Source organism: Pseudomonas flavocrustae (genome assembly GCF_029872515.1).
Classification (GTDB): domain Bacteria; phylum Pseudomonadota; class Gammaproteobacteria; order Pseudomonadales; family Pseudomonadaceae; genus Chryseomonas; species Chryseomonas aestiva.
Map to the genome: position 1 here is coordinate 26776 of NZ_JAPDIQ010000008.1, position 21737 is coordinate 48512.

Below are 21737 nucleotides of genomic sequence, written 5' to 3' on the forward strand. Positions count from 1 at the left end.
TGGTAGGCCCCGCCCCTGACCCCAAGATGCCTGTTTACGCCCCGGGCCGGCGCGTTTGCGACAGCCGCTCAACGGGCGAGTTCTGCCGTTCGCCGGGTCCTATCAAGTCGGCTCTCCTGGCGCCGATAGGCTGGTTACGCCTTTGCCCCAGCCAGCGAGTTCTGCCATGTTCAATGCGCATCTAAAGAAGACCATCGCTCGGCTGGAAGCCGAGCAGCATGCCAATCAGGGCCTGACCCAGGCCCTGGAGCGTTCCATGGCGGTGATCGAGTTCGATCTCGACGGCACCATCCTGCGCGCCAACGACAACTTCCTCCGCCTGACCGGCTATCGCGCCGACGCCCTGGTCGGCCAGCACCATCGTCGTCTCTGCCCGGCCAGCGTGGTCCAGGGTCGCGACTATGGCGATTTCTGGGCGCGCCTGAAGCGTGGCGATTTCGTCTCCGGCGCCTTCCAGCGCCTGGACGCCCAGGGCCGTACGCTCTGGCTGGAAGCCAGCTACAACCCGCTGGCCGATAGCAGCGGCAAGATCGCCAAGGTGGTGAAGTACGCCCTGGACGTCACCGCCCAGGTCGAGCGCGACAGCGAAGCCCAAAGCAAGCTCAAGGCGCTGGACCGCGCCCTGGCGCGCATCGAGTTCGACCTGGACGGACGCATCCTGGACGCCAACGACAACTTCCTGGCCACCCTGGGCTACAGCCTGAAGGAGATCCAGGGCCAGCAGCATCGGCTGTTCTGCGAGCCGGCCCTGGTCAACAGCAGCGAATACGCCGACTTCTGGCGCCGCCTCAACGCCGGTGAATTCTTTCGCGGCCAGTTCAAGCGCCTGGGCAAGCATGGCCGGGTGATCTGGCTGGAAGCGAGCTACAACCCGGTGTACGACGCCACCGGCCGGCTGTACAAGGTGGTCAAGTACGCCAGCGACATCAGCGAGCGGGTGGAAAAGCACGAAAGCGACGGCCGCAGCGCCTCGCGGGCCTATCACATCTCCGCCGAGACCGAGAAGGTCGCCGAGCACGGCACCCGGATCATCCAGGCCGCCGCCGGCGAGATGCGCGAGATCGCGCACAACGTCAGCGCCTCCGCCGAGGTGATCGGCCAGCTGGGTCAGCGCTCGGAGCAGATCACCGCCATCGTCAACACCATCCGCGGCATCGCCGACCAGACCAACCTGCTGGCGCTCAACGCCGCCATCGAAGCGGCCCGCGCCGGTGACCAGGGCCGTGGCTTCGCCGTGGTCGCCGACGAGGTTCGTCAGCTGGCGGGACGCACCAGCAGCGCCACGGCAGAGATTGCCGAGATGATCGGGCGGATTCTCAACGAAACCCAGCAGGCGGTGGCCAGCATGGAGAGCACCCAGGGGCGCGCGGTCAAGGGCGTCGAGCTGGCGGACCAGGCCGGCGCGGTGATCGTGCAGATCCGCGATGGCGCCAGCGACGCCGTGGAAGCCGTGAGCATGTTCGCCAGCAAGCTGGACGAATCCGAAGTGATTCCCAAGGGCGCGCGCAACTGGGTGGGCCATTGAGGCTGCGGGCTTGATCGGGATCAAGCGACCCTGACAGCCAGGGTCTAGCATGAAGGCATACCCCTCTCGTGGAGATGCCCCATGCACACTGTCCTGGTCGCCTACGATGGTTCCCCCAGCGCCGACAACGCCCTGCGCTATATCCTCGACCTGGTGAAGGCCGGGCTGACGCTGGAGTTGCACCTGCTCAACGTGCAGAACGAGCCGGAGATCTATGGCGCGCCCTTCGACGACCGCATCCTGCGCGAGTGGCGCGGCAGCCTGCAGGACAAGGCCGAGGATATCCTGGTCAGGGCGCGCCCGGCCCTGCTCGAAGCCGGTATCGAGGCCCAGACCCACGTCGGCTTCGGCGGCATCGCCGAGACCATCGGCGAGACGGCGCGGCGCCTGGAGGTGGACACCGTGGTCATGGGCACCCGCGGCCTGGGTTCGCTCAGTGGCCTGCTGCTCGGCTCGGTGGCCCATCGCGTGGTGCACCAGGTGCCCTTGCCAGTGATCCTGGTGAAATAGCCGCCCAACAAAAAACCAGCCCTTGGGCTGGTTTTTTCGTTTCCGGGCACCGCGTGGATCAGATGCTCAGAGTCCAGTCGTAGTCGACGATCAGCGGCGCATGCTCGGAGAAGCGCGGTTGCCGCGGCAGGCGCGCCGAGCGGACGAAGCGGCGCAGACCCGGAGTGAGGATGTTGTAGTCGAAGCGCCAGCCCAGATTCAGGTGCTCGGCCTGGTCGCTGTCCGGCCACCAGCTGAACTGGTCGCCTTCGCGGCTCACTTCGCGCAGGGCATCCACGTAGCCCATGTTGCCGATCACCTCGTCCATCCAGGCGCGCTCGGGGGCCAGGAAACCGGGGATCTGCTGGCAGTCGCGCCAGTTCTTCACGTCCTGCTTCTGGTGCGCCACGTACAGCGAGCCGCAATAGATGTACTCGCGGCGCTTGCGGCGCTGCTTGTTCAGGTAGTGGGTGAAGTCGTCCATGAACTTGAATTTCATGTTCAGATCTTCATCGCCGCGCTTGCCCGAAGGCAGCAGCAGGGTGGCGATGCTGACCTTGTCGAAGTCCGCCTGCAGATAGCGACCGAAACGATCGCAGGACTCGAAGCCCAGGCCGCTGATCACCGCCTTCGGCTGGACCCGCGTATAGAGCGCGACACCGCCCTGGGACGGCACTTCGGCGTCGCAGGCATAGAGGATGTAACCCTCCAGCGCATAGGCCGGGTCGTCCATGTCGTAAGAAGAGGCGCGGGTATCCTGCAAGCAGATCACGTCGGCATTCTGCGCCTTGAGCCAAGGCAGCAGGCCCCGCTCCACAGCGTCCTGAATACCATTGACGTTCAAGCTGATGATCCGCATAAATGGCCCCCAAAAAATCGTGGATGTATGATACCCGAGCTAAACCGGTTTAGCTAAATACAAGCCGCGCAAGGACTTATATGCAGGCGTACCAGCGTAATTTCATTCGTTTCGCCATCGAGCGCGGAGTTCTGCGCTTTGGTGAATTCACCCTGAAATCGGGTCGCATCAGCCCCTATTTCTTCAACGCCGGCCTGTTCCACAGCGGTTCGGCGCTGGCCCAGCTCGGCCGCTGCTACGCCGATGCGCTGGTCCAGGCCAATCTGCCGTTCGATGTCCTCTTCGGCCCGGCCTACAAGGGCATCCCCCTGGCCGCGGCCACGGCGGTGGCCCTGGTCGAGCACCATGGCCGCGACGTGCCCTGGTGCTTCAACCGCAAGGAAGCCAAGGACCACGGCGAAGGCGGCCTGCTGGTGGGCGCGCCCCTGACCGGTCGGGCGCTGATCATCGATGACGTCATCACCGCCGGCACCGCCATCCGCGAGGTCATGCAGATCATCGAAGGCCAGGGTGCCAGCGCGGCCGGGGTGCTCATCGCCCTGAATCGCCAGGAGCGTGGTCGCGGCGAGTTGTCGGCCATCCAGGAAGTCGAGCGTGACTACGGCATTCCGGTGCTCAGCATCGTCGCCCTGGATCAGGTGCTCGAATACCTGGCCGAGGATGCCGAGCTCAAGCGTCACCTGCCTGCCGTCCAGGACTATCGCGCCCAATACGGCATCTAGCCGTCAGCCCCAGGAGAGACGGCCATGGTCGTACGTCGCGCCGCTGCCAGCCTGTTGCTCATCGCCCTGCCGCTGGCCGGCCAGGCGGCCGAGCTGTACCGCTACCTGGACCGTAACGGCACCCTGGTCATCGATCGCCAGGGCGTGCCGCCGGAGTACGCCGGCAAGGGCTACGACGTGCTCAACGAACAGGGCCGGGTGATCCGCAAGGTCGCGCCGGCGCTGCCCGCCGCGGAACTCGATCGCCAGGCGCGCGAGCGCCAGCAGGCCCTGGTCGATGGCCAGTTGCGCAAGCTCTACAGCAATGTCGAGGACGTCGACCGCGCCAAGGCGCGCAAGCTGGCCGAGCTGGACGGCGTGCTGCAGATCAAGAAGGCCAACCTGGAGGCCACGCGTCAGCTGCAAAGCCAGCTGATGGAGCAGGCGGCGGTGCAGCAGCGCAATGGCCAGGCGCTCCCGGCGGATCTGCAGGCACGCCTCGACGCCGCGGCGGCCGATCAGGTGCGTCTGCAGACCGATCTGCAGCGCTACGCCGAAATGCGCACCAGCACCAGCGCTGCCTTCGACGCCGACCGTGCGCGCATGCAGCGCCTGGAAGCGGCCCAGGCCGCGGATCGCTGAGCCCTGCCAAACCCGCTACCTGCGGTCACCTCCACCTCGCGCCACCTGGGCAGCGCGACGGACTTCCTCAATCTCCCCGCTAATTTCTGGCACACGCCGTGCAAGCTTGTTTCCAACACATTGTTGAACAATCGAGCGTGAAGACCCATGAGTGGCAAGGATGCGGGCGAGCTGTCCCTGGGGGCTCAACTGCTGCTGGAGATGCGCGAAGACATCATCGGCGGCCGCCTGCTGCCCGGTACCGCGCTGGTCGAGGGTGAGCTGCTCAAGGCCTACAACGCCTCGCGCAACACCATCCGCGAAGCCCTGCACCAGCTGGATCGCGAGGGCCTGGCCACCTATGTTCGCCACAAGGGGGTCATGGTGCGGCGCCTGGGCCTGGCCGAGGTGCGCGACATCTTCCAGGTGCGTCGCACCCTGGAACTGCAGGCCATCCTCACCAGCCGCCTGCTGCGCGAATACCAGTCCGATCGGATGCTGGATGCCCTGGAGGCAGCCGAACTGGCGCAGTCGCGCGAAGACTGGCGCGCTCTTGGCACCCATAGCCTGCATTTCCATCAGCACATCGTCGGCCTGTTGCGCAGTCCGCTGTTCGATGAATTCTTCGCCACCGTCGCCGCCCAGATGCGCCTGCTGTTTTCCCTCGCGCCCGACGAGGAGCACTTCCAGCGGCCCTGGATAACCCGCGACCGCCAGATCCACGACCTGCTCGCCGCCGGGCACCGCCAGGCGGCGGGCGAGGCCATGGCCAGCTATCTCGACGATTCCGAAAACCGGCTGCTGGATCTGCTCAGCGCAGCCAGGCCGCTCTGACCGAGGAGACCTCCCATGTACAAGGACTACCCCGCTGCCTACCAGTCCACCCAGGGCTCCGCCCTGCAGGTCGATCAGGCCTTCTATGATCGGCTGCGTGAACGCAAGGACGGACGCACCCTGATCGAGCAATTCGAGATCCCGATCCGTACCGGTCGCGCCTGGAAGGTCCCCGCCGGCCATCTGTTCCGCGTCACCACCCCGCACGGGCCTCAGGTCGGCGACTTCAACGTCTGGAACGCCGAGGATCCCCGCGAACGGATGTGGGCTGCGCGCACCCGGCAACTGCAGGGTGCCCACGTCAGCACCTACGACCGGCTCTGGTCCAACCTGCCCTTCCTGCGTCCGCTGCTGACCATCACCGACGACAGCCTGGCCGGCTATGGCATCGACGAACATGGCGGCCGCCTGCATGACCTGCTCGGCACCCGCTGCGATCCCTACGTCAACAAGATGCTCACCGGCGAGGATTTCCACCACCACTGCCATTCGAATCTGACCCGTGCGGTACTGCCCCACGGCCTCACCGAATTCGATGTCCACGATGTGCTGAACATCTTCCAGTGCACCGGCCTCAACCACGATGACCTGTACTTCATGAAGGCCTGCCCGGCCAAGCCCGGCGACTACCTGGAATTCTTCGCCGAGATCGACGTGCTCTGCGCCCTGTCCACCTGCCCGGGCGGCGATCTGTCCCTGGCGATGTGGGGGCCCGATGCCGAGGACCCGCTCAAGGTCTGCCGTCCGCTGGGGGTGGAGATCTACCGGGTCGAGGAGGCGCTGCTGCAGGACTGGGAGTCGCCCAAGCGGGCGGCCTACAACGGCCAGCACGGCCTGACCCTGCCCAAGGCCAGCTGGGAGCAGTGAGTCCGGGCCAGCAATAGAAACGGCGCCCTGGGGCGCCGTTTTGGGTCCGCGCGAAAGCGCTCAGCGCTTGCGGTTGGAGATCAGCGTACCGACGCCGACGTCGGTGAAGATTTCCAGCAGCACCGCGTTGGGCACCCGGCCGTCGATGATGTGGGCGCTCTGCACCCCGCCCTGCACCGCTTCCAGCGCGCAGCGGATCTTCGGCAGCATGCCGCCGTAGATGGTGCCGTCGGCGATCAGCGAATTGACCTGCTCGGTGGACAGCCCGGTGAGCACCTGGCCCTGCTTGTCCATCAGGCCGGCGATGTTGGTCAGCAGCATCAGCTTCTCGGCCTTGAGCGCCTCGGCCACCTTGCCTGCCACCAGGTCGGCGTTGATGTTGTAGGACTCGCCCTCCGGACCCACGCCGATGGGCGCGATGACCGGGATGAAGTCGCCGCGCACCAGCATGTTGAGCAGGTCGACGTTGACCCCGGTGACTTCGCCGACATGGCCGATGTCGATGATCTCCGGCTTGGTCATCTCCGGCGTCTGCCGGCTGACCTTGAGCTTGGTGGCGCGGATCAGGCCCGCATCCTTGCCGGTCAGGCCGATGGCCTTGCCGCCATGGCGGTTGATCAGGTTGACGATGTCCTTGTTGACCTGGCCGCCCAGCACCATCTCCACCACGTCCATGGTCTGGGCATCGGTGACACGCATGCCGTCGATGAAGTGGCTCTCGATGGACAGCCGCTTGAGCAGGTCGCCGATCTGCGGACCGCCACCGTGCACCACCACCGGGTTGATGCCCACCGCCTTCATCAGCACGATGTCGCGGGCGAAACCGGCCTTGAGCTCGTCGCTCTCCATGGCGTTGCCGCCGTACTTGATCACCAGCGTCTTGCCGACGAACCGGCGGATATAGGGCAGCGCCTCGGACAGCACCTCGGCGACGTGCGAGGCATCCTCGCGGCTCAGGGTCATGGCTCACCTCTCAAGGTCGACTAAGAAAAGACAAAGGGCGCCTAGGCGCCCTCTGTGCTACCGCTGACCCGAGGTCAGAACGGCAGATTCAGATCCGGCTCCACCGCCAGCAGCTGCTTGCGGAACACCGTCTTGATGCGCTCCAGCTCCTCGAGGGTTTCCGCCTCGAAGCGCAGCACCAGCACCGGCGTGGTGTTGGACGCACGCACCAGACCCCAACCGTTCTGGTAATCGACGCGAACGCCGTCCAGGGTGGTGATCTGGGCATCGCCCCACTGGGCGTCGCGCTGCAGGGTCTCGATGATGCCGAACTTGCTCTCTTCGGTCACCTGGATATTGATCTCCGGGGTGGAGATGTCTACCGGGAAGGTGTCGAACACCTGCTGGGCGCTGTTCTTCTCCTGGCTGAGGATCTCCAGCAGGCGCACGGCGCTGTAGATGCCGTCGTCGAAACCAAACCAGCGTTCCTTGAAGAACACGTGGCCGCTCATCTCGCCAGCCAGCAGGGCGCCGGTTTCCTTCATCTTCTTCTTGATCAGCGAGTGGCCGGTCTTCCACATGATGGGACGACCGCCGTAGCCGGCGATGAGGTTGTTCAGGCGGCGGGTGCATTTGACATCGAAGATGATGTCGGCGCCCGGGTTGCGGGAGACCACGTCCTTGGCGAACAGCATCAGCAGCTGGTCGGGATAGATGATCTTGCCTTCGTTGGTCACCACGCCGACGCGGTCGCCGTCGCCGTCAAAGGCCAGGCCCAGGTCGGCACCGGTTTCCTTGACCTTGGCGATCAGGTCTTCCAGGTTCTCGGGCTTGCCCGGATCCGGATGGTGGTTGGGGAAGTTGCCGTCCACCTCGCAGAACAGCGGGATGACCTCGCAGCCCAGGGACTCGATCAGCTGGGGGGCATTGACCGCGGCGACACCGTTGCCGGCGTCCACCACCACCTTGAGCTTCTTGGCCAGCACCACGTCATTGCGGATGTAGTCGGCGTAGCTCTTGAGCACGTCGACCTGCTTGATCTGGCCCTGGCCGCTGGCCACGTCGCCGGTCTCGATGCGCTCGCGCAGGCGCTGGATGGATTCGTTGGCCAGGGTCTCGCCGGCGATGACGATCTTGAAGCCGTTGTAGTCCGGCGGATTGTGGCTGCCGGTCAGCATGACGCCGGACTTGCCTTCGAGCACATTGGCTGCGTAGTAGAGCACCGGGGTCGGCACCATGCCGACATCGCTGACATTGGCGCCGCTGTCGGCCACGCCCTTGATCAGTTGGGCGACCAGCTCGGGGCCGGACAGGCGGCCGTCACGGCCGACGGCCACGTTGGGCTCGCCACGCGCCAGGCTCTCCGAGCCGATGGCGCGCCCGATCCAGTAGGCGGCTTCGGCGGTCAGGGAGTCACCCACCACGCCACGGATGTCGTAGGCGCGGAAGATGCTGGCGTTGAGTTGGGGGGCTTGCGGGGTAGTGCTCATCGGGGGTTTCTCCAATCCCAGGAGATCCTGGTCTTCGTCGAGGATACTGATATCGAGGATGTCGGTGGTCTGGAACAGCGGCTCGCTCTGCTGAGCGCGGCCTCTGTCGGCAAACTCCGCCAGGGTCTTGGCCACGGCATCGCTAGGTGCCGCAGCATATAGGTCCGGCGACGACCCGGCCGATCGGCTGGCCAATCGGGCCGTCGACTTGGCCACGGGTTCCATTACCGCCAGGCGCAAAGTCGGGCTTTTGGCTATCTGATTGGATTCAAGTTCCTCGGCATAGGCCGTCAGACTGCGGACGTCGTCACGGAGCCGGCGTGACAGCTCCCGGGAAAACAGCCAAAAGCCCGTCAGCACGCCAAACAGCGCCAGCAGCAGCGCCACCAGCGGAATACCCAGGGGCGTATCGGCACCGGCCTCGGCGGCGGGTGCCAGCTCCAGTGTCCACAGCGGACTGCCGGTCGCGAGCCGCCGCATCAGCGCCGGATCACCGGGGCTGCCGCCACTGGCCAGCACCTGCACACTGCTGCCGGGGAATTGCTGCAGCAGGCGCCATTGGCCGACATTCGCCGGCGGCGTGGCCAAGCTCTGCAAGACGTCCGGCAGTGCTTCCACCAGCACGGCGCTGCCGAGCAGCTGATCGCCGCGGCGGATGGGCTGAGCGCTGTAGACCAGCCAGCGATCCCTCACGCGATAGGCTTCCGGCGGGGTCCGCTGGCCGCTTTCCAGGCGCTTGAGCAGATCGAGGGCGGCATAGTTGAGGGGACCGGGGCGATCGTCCTCGATCTGGCGCATGCCGGCCGGCACCACCAGCACATCGACCACGCCGAGGCGCTCGCGCAGCTGGCTTTCCGCCGCCGCACGCGCCGCGGGGTCATCGCCCTGCAAGGCCTGCAACACCAGGGCATCCCCGGCGACGCCCTGCAGCCGGCGGGTCAGGCCGACCAGCAATTGATTGAGGGAGGCCGCCTGGGCCTGCAGCGCCTGGTCCGCCTGCTGCTCCTGATTGCGCGCGCCTTGCGGCTGCAACACCAGGAACCACAGCAGCAGCGCGGCCAGCAGCAGGCCGGCGAGCGCCAGCAGCAGCCCCGCGCCCAGGCCGGGCAAAACCGCGACCCGGGGGGCCGCCTTGCGCACATCCTTGCCGTTCTTGCCCCTTGCCATGCCGTTCTTCTCCTTTATGTCACGGCGCGTCTTGCGTGTCTGGCGTCAGCGGGTACCGGAGTGCCCGAAGCCGCCAGCGCCCCGCTCGGTCTCGGTAAAGCTGTCGACGATATCGAAGTGCGCCTGGACCACAGGTACGAGCATCAGTTGGGCGATACGTTCGCCCACGCTCACGGTGAAGGTGGTCTGGCCGCGATTCCAGCAGGAGACCATCAGCTCACCCTGGTAGTCCGAGTCGATCAGGCCAACCAGGTTGCCCAGCACGATGCCGTGCTTATGGCCCAGGCCCGAGCGCGGCAGGATCAGCGCCGCCAGCGACGGATCGGCCACATGGATGGCGAGCCCGGTGGGAATCAGCACGGTCTGCCCCGGCTCCAGCACCAGATCCTCCTGCAGCATGGCGCGCAGGTCGAGGCCGGCCGAACCGGGGGTGGCGTAGGACGGCAGCGGGAAATCGCGCCCCAGGCGCGGGTCGAGGATCTTGGCTTGAAGGCTATGCATGGTTCTGGGCGGTATCTTTGAGATGGGTGGAAATCAGAGCGATGAGTTGGCGGGCGATCTTGCCCTTGCTGGTCTGCTCGAAGCGGATCTCGTGCAGGCCACGGTCGATCACGGTGACCGCGTTGTCTTCGCTGTTGAAGCCGATGGCCGGGTTGGCCACGTCGTTGGCGACGATGAGGTCGAGATTCTTGTCGCGCAACTTGCGCTGGGCGTACTCCAGCAGATTCTGGGTTTCCGCGGCGAAGCCGACGCTGAAGGGCCGATCCGGGCGCCCCGCCAGGGTGGCGAGGATGTCCGAGTTGCGCACCAGCTCCAGCAGGAGACCGTCACCACGGGTGGGGTCCTTCTTCAGCTTGTGCGGCGCGATGACCTCGGGGCGATAGTCCGCCACCGCCGCCGAGGCGATGAGCACGTCGCAGGGCATCAGCGCCTCGCAGGCGGCCAGCATGTCGCGGGCGCTGATCACGTCGATGCGCTCGACGCGATCGGGGGTCGGCAGATGCACCGGGCCGCTCACCAGGCTGACGCGCGCGCCCGCCTCCGCCGCCGCTTCCGCCAGGGCGAAGCCCATGCGGCCGGAGCTGTGGTTGGTGATGTAGCGCACCGGGTCGATATTTTCCTGGGTCGGGCCCGCGGTGATGACCACATGGCGACCGGTCAGGTCGAGGCGCTGGAAGCAGTCGGCGGCGAGCTGGGCAAGGTCGGTGGCTTCCAGCATCCGGCCGGGGCCGACGTCGCCACAGGCCTGGCTGCCGCTGGCCGGGCCGAACAGCTTGATGCCACGGCTGCGTAGGAGCTCGGCATTGGCCTGGGTGGCCGGATCGCGCCACATGGCCTGGTTCATGGCCGGTGCCAGGGCGACCCGGGCATCAGTGGCCAGCACTATCGTCGTGAGCAGATCGTCCGCCACGCCCTGGGCCAGGCGCGCCATGACATCGGCGGTGGCCGGCGCGACCAGCACCAGATCGGCCCAGCGGGCCAGCTCGATATGCCCCATGGCCGCTTCGGCGGCCGGGTCCAGCAGATCAAGATGCACCGGCAGACCCGACAGTGCCTGGAGGGTCAGCGGCGTGATGAATTCGCGTCCGCCTCGGGTCAGTACCACCCGCACCTCGGCACCCTGATCCTTGAGGCGGCGCACCAGCTCGGCGCTCTTGTAAGCGGCGATGCCACCTCCGACGCCCAGCACGATGCGTTTACGATGGAGCCGCTGCATATAGCCTTTCCGTTCTCGAACCGTCTAGAACGGGCATCGCACGGCCAATCGAGGCCTGCGCGCACCCGCGAATGATCCGGTTAAGATAGCACAGCGCCTGCAGGACGCAGGCGCCCCGCCAGACAGGGAGCGCCCCATGAGCATCAAGGATTGGCCGGCCCAGGAACGGCCGCGGGAGAAACTGCTGGCACAGGGCGCTCAAGCCCTCACCGACGCCGAACTGCTGGCGATCTTTTTACGCACCGGCGTGGCTGGCAAAAGCGCGGTGGACCTCGCCCGCCAGCTACTCGGGGAATTCGGCAGCCTGAGGGCCCTGCTGGAAGCCGACCTCGCCGCCTTCAGCGCCCACCTCGGCCTCGGCCCGGCCAAGTACAGCCAGCTGCAAGCGGTGCTGGAAATGGGCCGCCGCCACCTGGCCGAAGGCCTCAGGCGCGACTCGGCGCTGGAAAGCCCCCAACAGGTCCGCGACTATCTCAAGGCGCGTCTGCGCCACGAACCCCACGAAATCTTCGGTTGCCTGTTCCTCGACACCTGCCACCGGGTGCTGGCCTTCGAAGCCCTGTTCCACGGCACCATCGACGGCGCCAGCGTTTACCCCCGCCAAGTGGTCAAGCGCGCCCTCGCCCACAACGCCGCCGCCGTCATCCTCACCCACAACCACCCCTCCGGCATCGCCGAACCCAGCCAGGCCGACCGCCTGCTCACCACGCGCCTGAAGGACGCCCTGGCGCTGGTCGATGTGCGGGTGCTGGATCATTTCATCGTGGGGGATGGGGAGCCGCTGTCGATGGCGGAATATGGGTGGCTTTAGCTATTGAATCTAATGCTTTTAAAACTATTTAGAGGAATGGTTAAAAAATTTTTTGTTTTGGGTCATTTTTGTTGGAACAGTTACTAGCATCATCCTGAAAATTATAAATTTTTCTGGGCCTAAATTTGTAGGCCCTAGCAAATGCTTTCTTACTTTGCTTAAGACCTGTCTGATATCAGGCGCATCTGGAGAATGTGAAAGCACTGCAGAGAGGTCCTTAAGAACTTCATCAGGAAGCCACAAAAAAGCTTCGAAAGTCAGCAAATTTAGCTTTTTTCGGCTCTCCGGACATGAAAACCACTCCGATAAAAGATCAGCAATCTTTGCGGCTCTATCTCTGATTTGAATTTTCTCTTTTTAACTCTTCGATGGCCTTGACTTGATCTCTAACTATCTCATCCTTGATGCGTTCCAAATCCTTTGAATACTCGTGATCTATACTCGCCCTCAAGCGATTTTCAATCTGGGTTTTTCCTAAAAACCCTATAAGAAAGTTACCTAGACCTACCCCAAACAAGGAGCATACAAAAGACCAGAACTCTTTTATTTCGGCATCCAAGATGGCATAAGAATCTTGTTATAACGTAAGCGTCCGGGTAAGTCACCGTAAGCTCCTGACATCATCCGGTTCTAACGTCCCGCGTGAGATCCCTACCGGCCCGGCCACCATCTGTCAGGTATGCTTCCACCATTCCCTTCCGTAACTTTTTTTGACACCCCCAAAGCCTCCCAGTATCGTCCTTCCTCCCTCCTTTCCGGCTACCTCTGCCGTGAACCGCCCAGGCGTTAAATCGCGAAGCGGTCATACAAGTTGCCGACACTTTTACGGTCGCTATCTACTAGCGCGCCTAATTTCCGATATCAAGTGTAAAGGATGATTCTATGATCATTCGTCAGGCTACTAACGTCGACCATCCGCAACTGCTCAACATTTGGCTGCGCTCCGTTCGCGCCACACATCACTTCCTGCAAGAATCCGATATCGAGGAATTGCTTCCTCAGCTCCGCGATATTTACCTACCCGCTGTTGAATTATGGATTACGGTAGATGCCGAGGACTGCCCGCTAGGGTTCATCGGGCTCAATGAAAACCACGTAGAGATGCTCTTCATCGAACCAGATCTTCGAGGGAAAGGGATTGGCCGCGCACTGCTGGATCATGCCCGCAGTTTGCGCAGTCAGATGAGTGTTGATGTGAATGAACAGAACCCTGAAGCGGTAGGGTTCTATTTACATTACGGGTTTGTTCAAACAGGTCGTTCTCCGCTGGATGGCGAGGGCCGCCCCTTCCCCTTGCTGCACTTGAGCCTGCCCGGCTAGAACTGTAGTAGTGAATCGCTCGCCCTTAAAGCGGGAGTTCGGAAGGTGAATTCGCCGGACGCTTACGTTATAACCCTATACGAGTTTTTTTATTCTACTTTCTAACAAACCCGGAAACCTCGTATACCACGTCTGATTCAACGGCGACGGATGTGGCAGCGGATAAAGGGTCAGTATCTTGCGCGTGCCCTCCTCCGTTTCCAGGGTGACCTCGATACTGCTTTCGAAGCGGTCTTCGCTCTTCCAGAAGGCTTCCAGGCGGGCGCGTTCTTCCTTGGATTGGCCGATGCCGAACCAGAGGAAGGCTTCGCGGCCGAAGGTGATGAGTTGGGTGCCGTGCCAGTGCTCCACCAGCAGGCGGCGCATCAGGGGGTGGAAGGTCTTTTTCACCCGTTCCGACCAGGCTTTGTTGCCGAGCGGTTTGTAGGGCACGGTGTTGGCCCAGAAAAATTGCTGGCTCAGGCTGCGGGTGGCTTCGAAGTCGGTCGGGGGCTGGCCGTGCAGGTGGGTATAGAGGACCTTGCGGGCGATCTGGCCGCCGCTGCCGATGAAGGGCTCGCCGTACTTCACTTCCTCCCGCCCCGGATCGCGGCCGAAGAAGCCCAGGGGCGCATCGGGATCGCCCAGACCGATGATGGGGTCCAGCGGGTCCTTGGCGAATTGTTGATAGACCGGAAGATCGACACCTGGAAGATCGGCAGCGAGCTGGCGAAAGGCTTCGCGCTCTGCGGAAGACAGCGGCATGCAACAGGTCTCCATCGAGGAATTAATCCCTCTTGTAGAGCGCTGCGTTGCGGGTGACGTTCCGTAACGACTGGCGGAGCGGCAGCCCTGGGACGATAGGGTAAACTGCCCGGCTCGAACGACCCCTCAAGGTGAATCCCGTTGATCAATCTGCTACGCAACGGCCTCGGCCAGGTGATCGTCGGCCTGGATCTGGTAACCCGGCCGCGCAAGCTCCAGCGCCCTGAGCAGGCCCAGGCGGCCATCGAGGCGGAGCTGGCGAATCTGTCGCTCTATCAGTTCCAGGCCTGTCCCTTCTGCGTGAAGACGCGGCGGGCGCTGCATCGGCTGAACCTGCCGATCCGCCTCAAGGACATCAAGAAGGACCCGCAACTGCGCGCCGAGCTGGAACAGGGCGGTGGCCGGGTGAAGGTGCCCTGCCTGCGGATCGATGAAGGCAGCCAGAGCGTGTGGATGTACGAGTCGGACGACATCATCGCCTATCTGGAGCAGCGCTACGGCGAGCGACAGCCGGCCTAGAGTCTAGCGGGTGAAGGAGTGTGGACAGGGCTGCGCCGTTGTCCACGCTACAGGGCTCAAGCTGGCGCTTTGATATGTTGGGCTTCGCTGCGCTCAACCCAACCTACGCCCTCAGAACTCGATCTGCACGTCTCCCTGCGGGATGCTGCAGCAGGACAGGATGTAGCCTTCGGCTTCGTCTTCCTCGGTGATGCCGCCGTTGTGGTCCATGACCACCTCGCCGCTCTTCTTGAGCACCTTGCAGGTGCCGCAGATGCCCATGCCGCAGGCCTTGGGAATGTGCAGGCCGAGCTTGGCCGCGGCGCCGTGGATGGTTTCGCCCGGGCCGATGCTGACGCTCTTGTCGCTCTCGGTGAAGGAGATCAGGCACTGGGCTTCCAGAGGAATCGGCGGCAGGTCGGCTGCGGCTTCGGCCTGTTCGGCGGCCTCGACCTTGGCTTCCGGCGGCGTCGCGCCAAAGGATTCCTCGTGGTAGCGGGTCATGTCGAAGTCCAGCTCGCGGAGCATGGCCTTGACGGCATTCATGTAGGGCGTGGGGCCGCAGCAGAAGATCTCGCGTTCACGGAAGTCCGGTGCCATCAGCTCCAGCATGCGGCGGTCGAAGTAGCCGCGGAAACCGGCCCAGGACTCACCGTGCTCGGTGCGCTCGCACACCAGGTTCAGGGCGAAGTTGTCGATCCGCGCGGCCATGTGCTCCAGCTCACCCTGGTAGATGATGTCGCGCGGGGTCCGGGCGCTGTGCACGAAGACCATGTCGACGCTGGCATTGGTGTCGTAGAACCAGCGCGCCATGGACATCACCGGGGTGATGCCGACGCCGCCGGAGAGGTAGAGCACCTTGTCGGCGGGATAGTCGATGGCGTTGAACAGCCCGACCGGACCGTGCACCGCCAGGTTGTCGCCGACCTTGAGGTTGTCGTGCAGCCAGTTGGACACCTGACCACCCGGCACGCGCTTGACGGTGATGGAGAAGCTGTAGGGAACCGAGGGCGAGCTGGAGATGGTGTAGGAGCGCATCACCTGGCGGCCGTCGATCTCCAGCTCCAGGGTCACGAACTGGCCCGGCTTGAAGAAATACATCAGCGGGATTTCGGCGGTGAAGCAGAAGGTGCGTACGTCCCAGGTTTCCTGGATGACCTTGACGCAGCGCACGGGGTGGCGGCCATTGGTCCAGGTCTGGGTGGTTACGGGATTGAGGAAGGTATTCATGACGCACCTCGACTGCCACTGGGGCTATTGGCGGCGATTCTGGGAGGGCCCCACGACCGCCACTTTCCCAATCGCGACATCCACATGTCGATGGCGACCGGCCCAGCAGTGGCAAGGGCTGGGGCGTCGTGAACAGCGTCGGCCATGTCGCCCATGAGCAAGGCCCCCTCCCGGCTCCGGCCCCACACTCCGCCCCAAGCCGAACCTGAATAGCGCGCGACGGGCGAAACCTAGGGTCATTCGGCGGCCCTGCCCCGTCGGCCAATAGCCTTGCAGTACCGTGACCAACCACTTTCGCCACCCGCCGCGGTGGCCACGAGGATGTACGATGGACGTCAGCACCTTGAGTTTGGGCGACCCTCTCGATCCGGCCCGCAAGGCCACGGCCGAGATGCTGCGCACTCGCGAGCGCACCTACTCCCTGCCCCAGCCGTTCTACAACGACGAGCGCCTGTTCCAGATCGACATGCAGGAGATCTTCGGCAAGGAATGGCTGATCGCCGGCATGACCTGCGAGATCCCCACCAAGGGCAACTTCATCACCCTGCAGCTGGGTGACAATCCCATCCTGGTGGTCCGCGGGGCCGAGGGCAAGGTGCATGCCTTCCACAACGTCTGCCGCCACCGGGGTTCGCGCCTCTGCGTCAGCGACAAGGGCAAGGTCGCCAAGCTGGTCTGCCCCTATCACCAGTGGACCTACGAGCTGGACGGCCGCCTGCTGTTCGCCGGCAGCGAGATGGGCGCCGACTTCAACATGGCCGACTTCAACCTCAAGCCGATCCACGTCAAGACCGCCGGCGGCTACATCTTCATCTCCCTGGCCGATGAGCCACCGGCCATCGACGACTTCCTGCGTACGCTCGAGCACTACATGGAGCCGTACGACATGGAGAATGCCAAGGTCGCGGTGCGCACCGACCTGGTCGAGCAGGCCAACTGGAAGCTGGTGCTGGAAAACAACCGCGAGTGCTACCACTGCAGCGGCTCCCATCCCGAGTTGCTGAATACCCTGCTGGAGTGGGACGACGTCACCGATCCGCGCGCCTCCCAGGCGTTCAAGGATCAGGTCGCCGCCTGCACCAGTCGCTGGGACGCTGACAACATCCCCTACGCCCATGCCAGCTTCGGCCTGCGCAACCGCATCGTGCGCATGCCGCTGCTCGCCGGCACCGTGTCCATGACCATGGACGGCAAGCCCGGCTGCAAGAAACTCATGGGGCGCATCAAGGACCCGGACCTGGGCTCCATGCGCATCCTGCACCTGCCGCACTCCTGGAATCACTGCATGGGCGATCACATGATCGTCTTCACCGTCTGGCCGCTGGGTCCGACCGAGACCGTGGTGACCACCAAGTGGCTGGTGCACAAGGATGCCGTGGAGGGCGTCGACTACGATCCGGTCAACCTGCGCAAGGTCTGGGATGCCACCAACGACCAGGATCGCCGGCTGGCCGAGGAGAACCAGCGCGGCATCAATTCCAAGGCCTATCAGCCGGGTCCCTATTCAAAGACTTACGAATTCGGCGTGATCAACTTCATCGACTGGTACAGCGAGCGGCTGCTCAACAACCTCGGAGAAGAAGCACCGGCGGCGCACCTGCGTCAGGTCAGCGGCGACTGACGAGTCGCTGAGAAGATCCTTCCGTGGAGCCGCAAGGGGTCCACGGAAGTCTGCAAATGTCCGACCTTTCCTGTACTGCGAGCTTTTGCCGCACCCGTCCTAGAGCCTTTTCGCCAAATCATCACCTAAAGTTGTGACCCTGTTCGCATTCCGAACCCTCCTCCCAGCAGGCCGTCATGACTCTTCGATCCTTGTCCATCGCTACCCGCAACCTGCTGTGCTTTGGCACCCTGGCGGTCCTCGTCGCGGCGCTCGGACTCTTCGGCTGGTATCAGCTGTCCGAGATCCGCCAATTGGGTCATCAGGTGGAGCAGCGCTACATCCCGACCCTGATCGCGGCCGACAATCTGAGTCTGCTGGTGGCCCGTACGCGCATCGAGACCCTGCGCCTGCTGGCCATGCCCGATGCCCAGACCCTGGCCAGCACCCGCCAGAAGCTGGACGGCCTGAGCACCGAGGTCCAGGCCATCTTCGGCCGCTATCAGCACGAACTGCTGTCGACAAAGAGCCGCTTCGCGCTGGACGAATTGCGCCAGGTGCAGCAGAGCTACATGCAGGGCGTGCAGCAAATCGCCGATCTGGCCGGTGCGGGTCAGCTCGACCAGGCGCGCCAGGTGGTGCGGCAGAGCATGGGCCCGCTGGGTACGCGGATGAACGCCTGCATAGAGACGCTCCGTCAGGCCGTCGAGCAGGACATTCACGCCGCCAGCGCGGATGCCGATGAAGCCTATGCACGCTCCAACAACGTGACCTGGCTGGCCATCCTGGTGACCCTCACCCTCACCGGCCTGCTGGCCTGGCGCCTGACGCGCAGCGTGGCCAACCCCATCGCCCAGGCGGTAGCGGCGGCCCGCACCATCGCGACGGGAGATCTGACCCAGGCGCTGGACAGCCGTGGCCACGACGAGGCGGCTCAGCTGCTGCAGGCCATGCAGCAGATGCAGGGCCAGTTGCGCGAGACCCTGGGGCATATCGGCGACTCGGCCAGCCAGCTGGCTTCCGCCGCCGAGGAGATGACCGCGGTCATGCAGGAAAGCGCCACCGGCCTGCAACAGCAGAACAACGAGATCGAATCGGCGGCGACGGCCGTCACCGAAATGAGCCAGGCGATCGAGGAGGTCGCCGGCAACGCCTCCTCCACCTCCAATGATTCGCGCCAGGCTGCCGATACCGCCGTTCAGGGGCAGCGTCAGCTGGGCGATACCCTCACCGCCATCGAGGCCCTCACCGAGCAGGTCCTCGGTGCCAGCGCCCGGGCTCGCGAGCTGGAAACCCAGACGCGCAACATCAGCCAGGTGCTGGACGTGATCCGCTCGGTCGCCGAACAGACCAACCTGCTGGCACTAAACGCCGCCATCGAAGCGGCGCGCGCGGGCGAGGCCGGTCGCGGCTTCGCCGTGGTGGCCGACGAGGTGCGCGCCCTGGCCCATCGCACCGGTGAGTCCACCCGCGAGATCGAGGGCATGATCGGCAACATCCAGCAGGGTACCGGCCAGACCGTCGATGCCTTGCTGACCAGCGCCGACCAGGCGCGCCAGACACGCGAACAGGCACAATCCGCCAATGCCGCCCTCGCCGTGATCGCCCAGTCGGTCGCGGGCATCGACGAGCGCAATCTGGTGATCGCCAGCGCTGCCGAAGAACAGGCCCAGGTGGCGCGCGAAGTCGACCGCAACCTGGTATGCATCCGCGACGTGTCAGTGCAGACCGCGGCGGGTGCCGAACAGACCCGTGCCTCCAGCCAGCAACTGGCGACGCTGGCCGCGACCCTCAGCGGCCAGGTGCGGCGTTTCCAGTTCTAGCCGTGATCGAGGATGGCGACTGGCCAGCCCTGCTCGCCCGTCGCCCCCCTCTGCGCGAAGATCAGATTTAAGACGAATGACCATCAAGTCACGGCGGCCCTAGCCGTTAAAGGGAGCCTCATTCTTCACTGGGGCTGCCGCCGTGACCTTTCGTTCCTTCTCCCTCGCCATTCGCAGTGTGTTGTGTTTCGGCCTGCTGGCCATCCTCGTCGCCAGTCTGGGCCTGTTCGGCCTGCTGCAACTGTCGCAGATCCGGGCCCAGGGTCAGGTGATCGAGACCAACAACGTGCCTAGCATCGTCGAAGCCGACAACCTTGCCCTGCAACTGGCCCGCACCCGGGTCGAGGTGCTGCGCCTGCTGGCCATTCCGGACGCCGCCACCGTCGCCAACACGCGCAAGAAGATCGACAGCATCAATGCCGACATCGGCGCGGGTTTCAGTCGCTATGAAAAACTCGTCAGCAGCGATCGCGAGCGCCAGGCCTTCGATGCCCTGCGCCAGATCCATGGCGACTATGTCCGCTACACCGCGCAACTGGCCGACCTCATCGGCGCCGGCAAGCTCGACGAGGCCCGCAGCCTGATCCAGACCAGCATGGCCCAGCTCGGCGTGCAGATGAACGAGCGCACCGAAGCCCTGCGCAAGATCAACCAGGAAGACATCAAGGCGGCCTCCCAGCACTCCGGCGACACCTATGCCCAGGCCACCTCCATTACCTGGATGGTCATCGCCCTGGCCCTGGGTCTGACCGTGCTGCTGGCCTGGCGCCTGACCCTGAGCATGACCCGACCCATCGCCGAGGCCGTGGCCGCCGCCCGGACCATCGCCAGCGGCGACCTGACCCAGACCCTGGACACCCGCGGTCACGACGAAGCCGCCCAGCTGCTGCAGGCCATGCAGCAGATGCAGACCAATCTGCGCGACACCCTGGGGCACCTGGGCCATTCCGCTACCCAGCTGGCCTCCGCCGCCGAGGAAATGACCGCGGTCATGCAGGAGAGCGCCCACGGCCTGCAACAGCAGAACAGCGAGATCGAGATGGCGGCCACCGCCGTCACCGAGATGAGTCAGGCGGTGGATGAAGTGGCCGGCAACGCCACCTCCACCTCGTCCGAATCGCGCCAGGCCGCCGATACCGCGCGCCAGGGCCAGCGGCAGCTGGGCGATACCCTGGGCGCCATCGAGGTGCTGACCGAGAACGTGCTGGGTGCTAGCGAGCAGGCCCGCCAGCTGGCCGAGCAGACCCGCAACATCAGCCAGGTGCTGGACGTGATCCGCTCGGTCGCCGAACAGACCAACCTGCTGGCGCTCAATGCCGCCATCGAAGCGGCGCGTGCCGGTGATGCCGGTCGCGGCTTCGCCGTGGTCGCCGACGAGGTCCGCGCCCTGGCCCATCGCACCGGCGAATCCACCCGCGAGATCGAAGGCATGATCGGCAGCATCCAGCAGGGTACCGGGCAGACCGTCGATGCCTTGCTGACCAGCGCTGACCAGGCGCGCCAGACCCGCGAGCAGGCGCAGTCGGCCAACGCCGCCCTGGCCGCCATCGCCCAGTCGGTGTCGGGCATCGACGAGCGCAACCTGGTGATCGCCAGCGCCGCCGAAGAGCAGGCCCAGGTGGCCCGCGAGGTGGATCGCAACCTGGTGCGCATTCGCGATCTGTCGGTGCAGACCGCCGCCGGTGCCGAACAGACCCGCGCCGCCAGCCAGCAGCTCTCCGAGCTGGCAGTGGAGCTCAACGGCCAGATCCGCCGCTTCCGCGTGTGACCTGTCCAGCAGGGACACCCCTGCCGGACCCCGTCGCGGTGGCAAAACCGGGAGGCGACCGCTACGCTGGCGCCTTCGCCCACCGCGCCTCTCTCGCATGAGCTATCGCTACGTCATCTTCGACTTCGACGGCACCCTGGCGGACAGCCTGCCCTTTCTGCTGAGCTGCCTGGGCGAGCTGGCGCGAACCCATGGCTTTCGCCAGCCAACCGCCGACGAGTGGCCCCGGCTGCGCGCCGCCTCCCTGACCGGTCTGCTCGACAGCCTGGGGATCCCTCTCTGGCAGGTGCCACGCATCGCCCGGCACTATCGCCGGCTGCTGGTCCAGCGGGGCGACCAGGTCCTGCCCTTCGCCGAGATTCCCGCCACCCTCGACCGCTTGCAGGCCAGCGGCCTGCAGCTGGGCCTGGCGACCTCCAATTCCGCCGCGGCCGTCCACCAGGTACTGCCCCAGGCCGGACGTCTGTTCCCCGCTGGCGAATTCGACATCCCCCTGCTGGGCAAGGCCCGACGCCTGACCCGCCTGCTGCGCCGCCAGGGTGTCGCGCCGGCCGATGCGCTCTATGTGGGCGACGAGCTACGCGACCTCCAGGCCGCGCGCCGCGCCGGTCTGGGCTGCGCGGCCGTGGCCTGGGGCTATGGCTGCCCGGCGACACTGCGCGCGCAGCGCCCCGATCTCTTCTTCGAACAGCCGGCCGAGCTGCTGCGGCTGACGCCCTCTCCCTGCTGAA

The 21737-nt window shown here is 64.8% G+C and carries 19 protein-coding genes and 2 pseudogenes; 14 read left to right on the top strand and 7 right to left on the bottom strand.

What is annotated here, in order from left to right; translation table 11 throughout:
• Nucleotides 1-166 precede the first annotated feature (166 nt).
• The 3 genes and pseudogenes from OMP44_RS25110 to OMP44_RS17590 all read left to right on the top strand — a co-directional run.
• A pseudogene (locus OMP44_RS25110) lies at nt 167-937 on the top strand (PAS domain-containing protein); the annotation flags it as partial.
• Nucleotides 938-1048: 111 nt separating this feature from the next.
• Nucleotides 1049-1525 (top strand): annotated as a pseudogene (locus tag OMP44_RS25115) (methyl-accepting chemotaxis protein); the annotation flags it as partial.
• 81 nt (nt 1526-1606) lie between these two features.
• Nucleotides 1607-2035: a universal stress protein gene (locus OMP44_RS17590; protein ID WP_158973736.1), complete on the top strand. Its 429-nt coding sequence runs from the start codon at nt 1607-1609 to the stop codon at nt 2033-2035.
• A 58-nt stretch (nt 2036-2093) separates the two neighbouring features.
• On the opposite strand, the gene crc is transcribed toward OMP44_RS17590, so the two are convergent.
• Entirely contained in the window at nt 2094-2873 is a 780-nt protein-coding gene (crc, locus tag OMP44_RS17595; RefSeq protein WP_027598631.1) for a catabolite repression control protein Crc, read from the bottom strand.
• 80 nt (nt 2874-2953) lie between these two features.
• Here crc and pyrE point away from each other — a divergent pair, with 80 nt between their 5' ends.
• From pyrE to OMP44_RS17615, 4 genes are all read left to right on the top strand, one after another.
• On the top strand, nt 2954-3595 hold the full coding sequence (gene pyrE, locus OMP44_RS17600; RefSeq protein WP_158890670.1) for an orotate phosphoribosyltransferase: 642 nt from the start codon (nt 2954-2956) through the stop codon (nt 3593-3595).
• Between the two features lie 24 nt (nt 3596-3619).
• Nucleotides 3620-4216 carry a DUF4124 domain-containing protein gene (locus tag OMP44_RS17605; RefSeq protein WP_187980811.1) on the top strand — a complete coding sequence of 199 codons (597 nt, stop codon included), beginning with the start codon at nt 3620-3622 and terminating at the stop codon, nt 4214-4216.
• A 147-nt stretch (nt 4217-4363) separates the two neighbouring features.
• On the top strand, nt 4364-5029 hold the full coding sequence (locus OMP44_RS17610) for a GntR family transcriptional regulator (protein WP_280310039.1): 666 nt from the start codon (nt 4364-4366) through the stop codon (nt 5027-5029).
• 15 nt (nt 5030-5044) lie between these two features.
• Nucleotides 5045-5896, top strand: a complete 852-nt coding sequence (locus OMP44_RS17615) for an urea carboxylase-associated family protein (protein ID WP_273860951.1) — start codon at nt 5045-5047, stop codon at nt 5894-5896.
• Between the two features lie 60 nt (nt 5897-5956).
• Here OMP44_RS17615 and argB read toward each other — a convergent pair whose 3' ends face one another.
• The 4 genes from argB to coaBC form a co-directional block, all read right to left on the bottom strand.
• Nucleotides 5957-6859 carry an acetylglutamate kinase gene (argB, locus tag OMP44_RS17620; protein WP_208693287.1) on the bottom strand — a complete coding sequence of 301 codons (903 nt, stop codon included), beginning with the start codon at nt 6857-6859 and terminating at the stop codon, nt 5957-5959.
• Nucleotides 6860-6933: 74 nt separating this feature from the next.
• On the bottom strand, nt 6934-8328 hold the full coding sequence (gene algC, locus OMP44_RS25120) for a phosphomannomutase/phosphoglucomutase (protein WP_218568701.1): 1395 nt from the start codon (nt 8326-8328) through the stop codon (nt 6934-6936).
• 1212 nt (nt 8329-9540) lie between these two features.
• Nucleotides 9541-9996, bottom strand: a complete 456-nt coding sequence (gene dut, locus OMP44_RS17630) for a dUTP diphosphatase (protein ID WP_044341301.1) — start codon at nt 9994-9996, stop codon at nt 9541-9543.
• Entirely contained in the window at nt 9989-11212 is a 1224-nt protein-coding gene (gene coaBC / locus OMP44_RS17635; protein ID WP_280310043.1) for a bifunctional phosphopantothenoylcysteine decarboxylase/phosphopantothenate--cysteine ligase CoaBC, read from the bottom strand. Before coaBC ends, dut begins: the two co-directional genes overlap by 8 nt.
• A 136-nt stretch (nt 11213-11348) precedes the next feature.
• Here coaBC and radC point away from each other — a divergent pair, with 136 nt between their 5' ends.
• Nucleotides 11349-12023 (top strand): RadC family protein, encoded by a 675-nt coding sequence (gene radC / locus OMP44_RS17640; protein ID WP_280310044.1) that lies wholly within the window; start codon nt 11349-11351, stop codon nt 12021-12023.
• A gap of 882 nt (nt 12024-12905) precedes the next feature.
• Nucleotides 12906-13343: an acetyltransferase gene (locus OMP44_RS17645; protein WP_280310046.1), complete on the top strand. Its 438-nt coding sequence runs from the start codon at nt 12906-12908 to the stop codon at nt 13341-13343.
• A gap of 75 nt (nt 13344-13418) precedes the next feature.
• On the opposite strand, the gene OMP44_RS17650 is transcribed toward OMP44_RS17645, so the two are convergent.
• A complete protein-coding gene (locus tag OMP44_RS17650; protein WP_280310048.1) occupies nt 13419-14087 on the bottom strand; it encodes a uracil-DNA glycosylase family protein in 669 nt (222 codons plus the stop codon).
• 141 nt (nt 14088-14228) lie between these two features.
• Here OMP44_RS17650 and OMP44_RS17655 point away from each other — a divergent pair, with 141 nt between their 5' ends.
• Nucleotides 14229-14606, top strand: coding sequence for a glutaredoxin family protein (locus OMP44_RS17655; protein WP_158890691.1), 378 nt, complete (start codon nt 14229-14231; stop codon nt 14604-14606).
• 111 nt (nt 14607-14717) lie between these two features.
• Here OMP44_RS17655 and OMP44_RS17660 read toward each other — a convergent pair whose 3' ends face one another.
• On the bottom strand, nt 14718-15815 hold the full coding sequence (locus tag OMP44_RS17660; RefSeq protein ID WP_187980786.1) for an FAD-binding oxidoreductase: 1098 nt from the start codon (nt 15813-15815) through the stop codon (nt 14718-14720).
• A 328-nt stretch (nt 15816-16143) separates the two neighbouring features.
• Here OMP44_RS17660 and gbcA point away from each other — a divergent pair, with 328 nt between their 5' ends.
• From gbcA to OMP44_RS17680, 4 genes are all read left to right on the top strand, one after another.
• Nucleotides 16144-17436: a glycine-betaine demethylase subunit GbcA gene (gbcA, locus tag OMP44_RS17665; RefSeq protein WP_187980785.1), complete on the top strand. Its 1293-nt coding sequence runs from the start codon at nt 16144-16146 to the stop codon at nt 17434-17436.
• A gap of 176 nt (nt 17437-17612) precedes the next feature.
• On the top strand, nt 17613-19238 hold the full coding sequence (locus OMP44_RS17670) for a methyl-accepting chemotaxis protein (protein ID WP_280310051.1): 1626 nt from the start codon (nt 17613-17615) through the stop codon (nt 19236-19238).
• A gap of 142 nt (nt 19239-19380) precedes the next feature.
• Complete coding sequence (locus OMP44_RS17675) at nt 19381-21006, top strand: methyl-accepting chemotaxis protein (protein ID WP_187980783.1); 1626 nt, start codon at nt 19381-19383, stop codon at nt 21004-21006.
• 97 nt (nt 21007-21103) lie between these two features.
• A complete protein-coding gene (locus tag OMP44_RS17680) occupies nt 21104-21736 on the top strand; it encodes an HAD hydrolase-like protein (RefSeq protein WP_280310054.1) in 633 nt (210 codons plus the stop codon).
• The last annotated feature ends 1 nt before the right edge of the window (nt 21737 follow it).

Excerpts from the sequence above, each read along its gene's own strand:
- OMP44_RS17590 (WP_158973736.1), top strand. The coding sequence starts at position 1,607 with ATGCACACTGTCCTGGTCGCCTACGATGGTTCCCCCAGCGCCGACAAC.
- crc (WP_027598631.1), bottom strand. The coding sequence starts at position 2,873 with ATGCGGATCATCAGCTTGAACGTCAATGGTATTCAGGACGCTGTGGAG.
- pyrE (WP_158890670.1), top strand. The coding sequence starts at position 2,954 with ATGCAGGCGTACCAGCGTAATTTCATTCGTTTCGCCATCGAGCGCGGA.
- OMP44_RS17605 (WP_187980811.1), top strand. The coding sequence starts at position 3,620 with ATGGTCGTACGTCGCGCCGCTGCCAGCCTGTTGCTCATCGCCCTGCCG.
- OMP44_RS17610 (WP_280310039.1), top strand. The coding sequence starts at position 4,364 with ATGAGTGGCAAGGATGCGGGCGAGCTGTCCCTGGGGGCTCAACTGCTG.
- OMP44_RS17615 (WP_273860951.1), top strand. The coding sequence starts at position 5,045 with ATGTACAAGGACTACCCCGCTGCCTACCAGTCCACCCAGGGCTCCGCC.
- argB (WP_208693287.1), bottom strand. The coding sequence starts at position 6,859 with ATGACCCTGAGCCGCGAGGATGCCTCGCACGTCGCCGAGGTGCTGTCC.
- algC (WP_218568701.1), bottom strand. The coding sequence starts at position 8,328 with ATGAGCACTACCCCGCAAGCCCCCCAACTCAACGCCAGCATCTTCCGC.
- dut (WP_044341301.1), bottom strand. The coding sequence starts at position 9,996 with ATGCATAGCCTTCAAGCCAAGATCCTCGACCCGCGCCTGGGGCGCGAT.
- coaBC (WP_280310043.1), bottom strand. The coding sequence starts at position 11,212 with ATGCAGCGGCTCCATCGTAAACGCATCGTGCTGGGCGTCGGAGGTGGC.
- radC (WP_280310044.1), top strand. The coding sequence starts at position 11,349 with ATGAGCATCAAGGATTGGCCGGCCCAGGAACGGCCGCGGGAGAAACTG.
- OMP44_RS17645 (WP_280310046.1), top strand. The coding sequence starts at position 12,906 with ATGATCATTCGTCAGGCTACTAACGTCGACCATCCGCAACTGCTCAAC.
- OMP44_RS17650 (WP_280310048.1), bottom strand. The coding sequence starts at position 14,087 with ATGCCGCTGTCTTCCGCAGAGCGCGAAGCCTTTCGCCAGCTCGCTGCC.
- OMP44_RS17660 (WP_187980786.1), bottom strand. The coding sequence starts at position 15,815 with ATGAATACCTTCCTCAATCCCGTAACCACCCAGACCTGGACCAATGGC.
- gbcA (WP_187980785.1), top strand. The coding sequence starts at position 16,144 with ATGGACGTCAGCACCTTGAGTTTGGGCGACCCTCTCGATCCGGCCCGC.
- OMP44_RS17670 (WP_280310051.1), top strand. The coding sequence starts at position 17,613 with ATGACTCTTCGATCCTTGTCCATCGCTACCCGCAACCTGCTGTGCTTT.
- OMP44_RS17680 (WP_280310054.1), top strand. The coding sequence starts at position 21,104 with ATGAGCTATCGCTACGTCATCTTCGACTTCGACGGCACCCTGGCGGAC.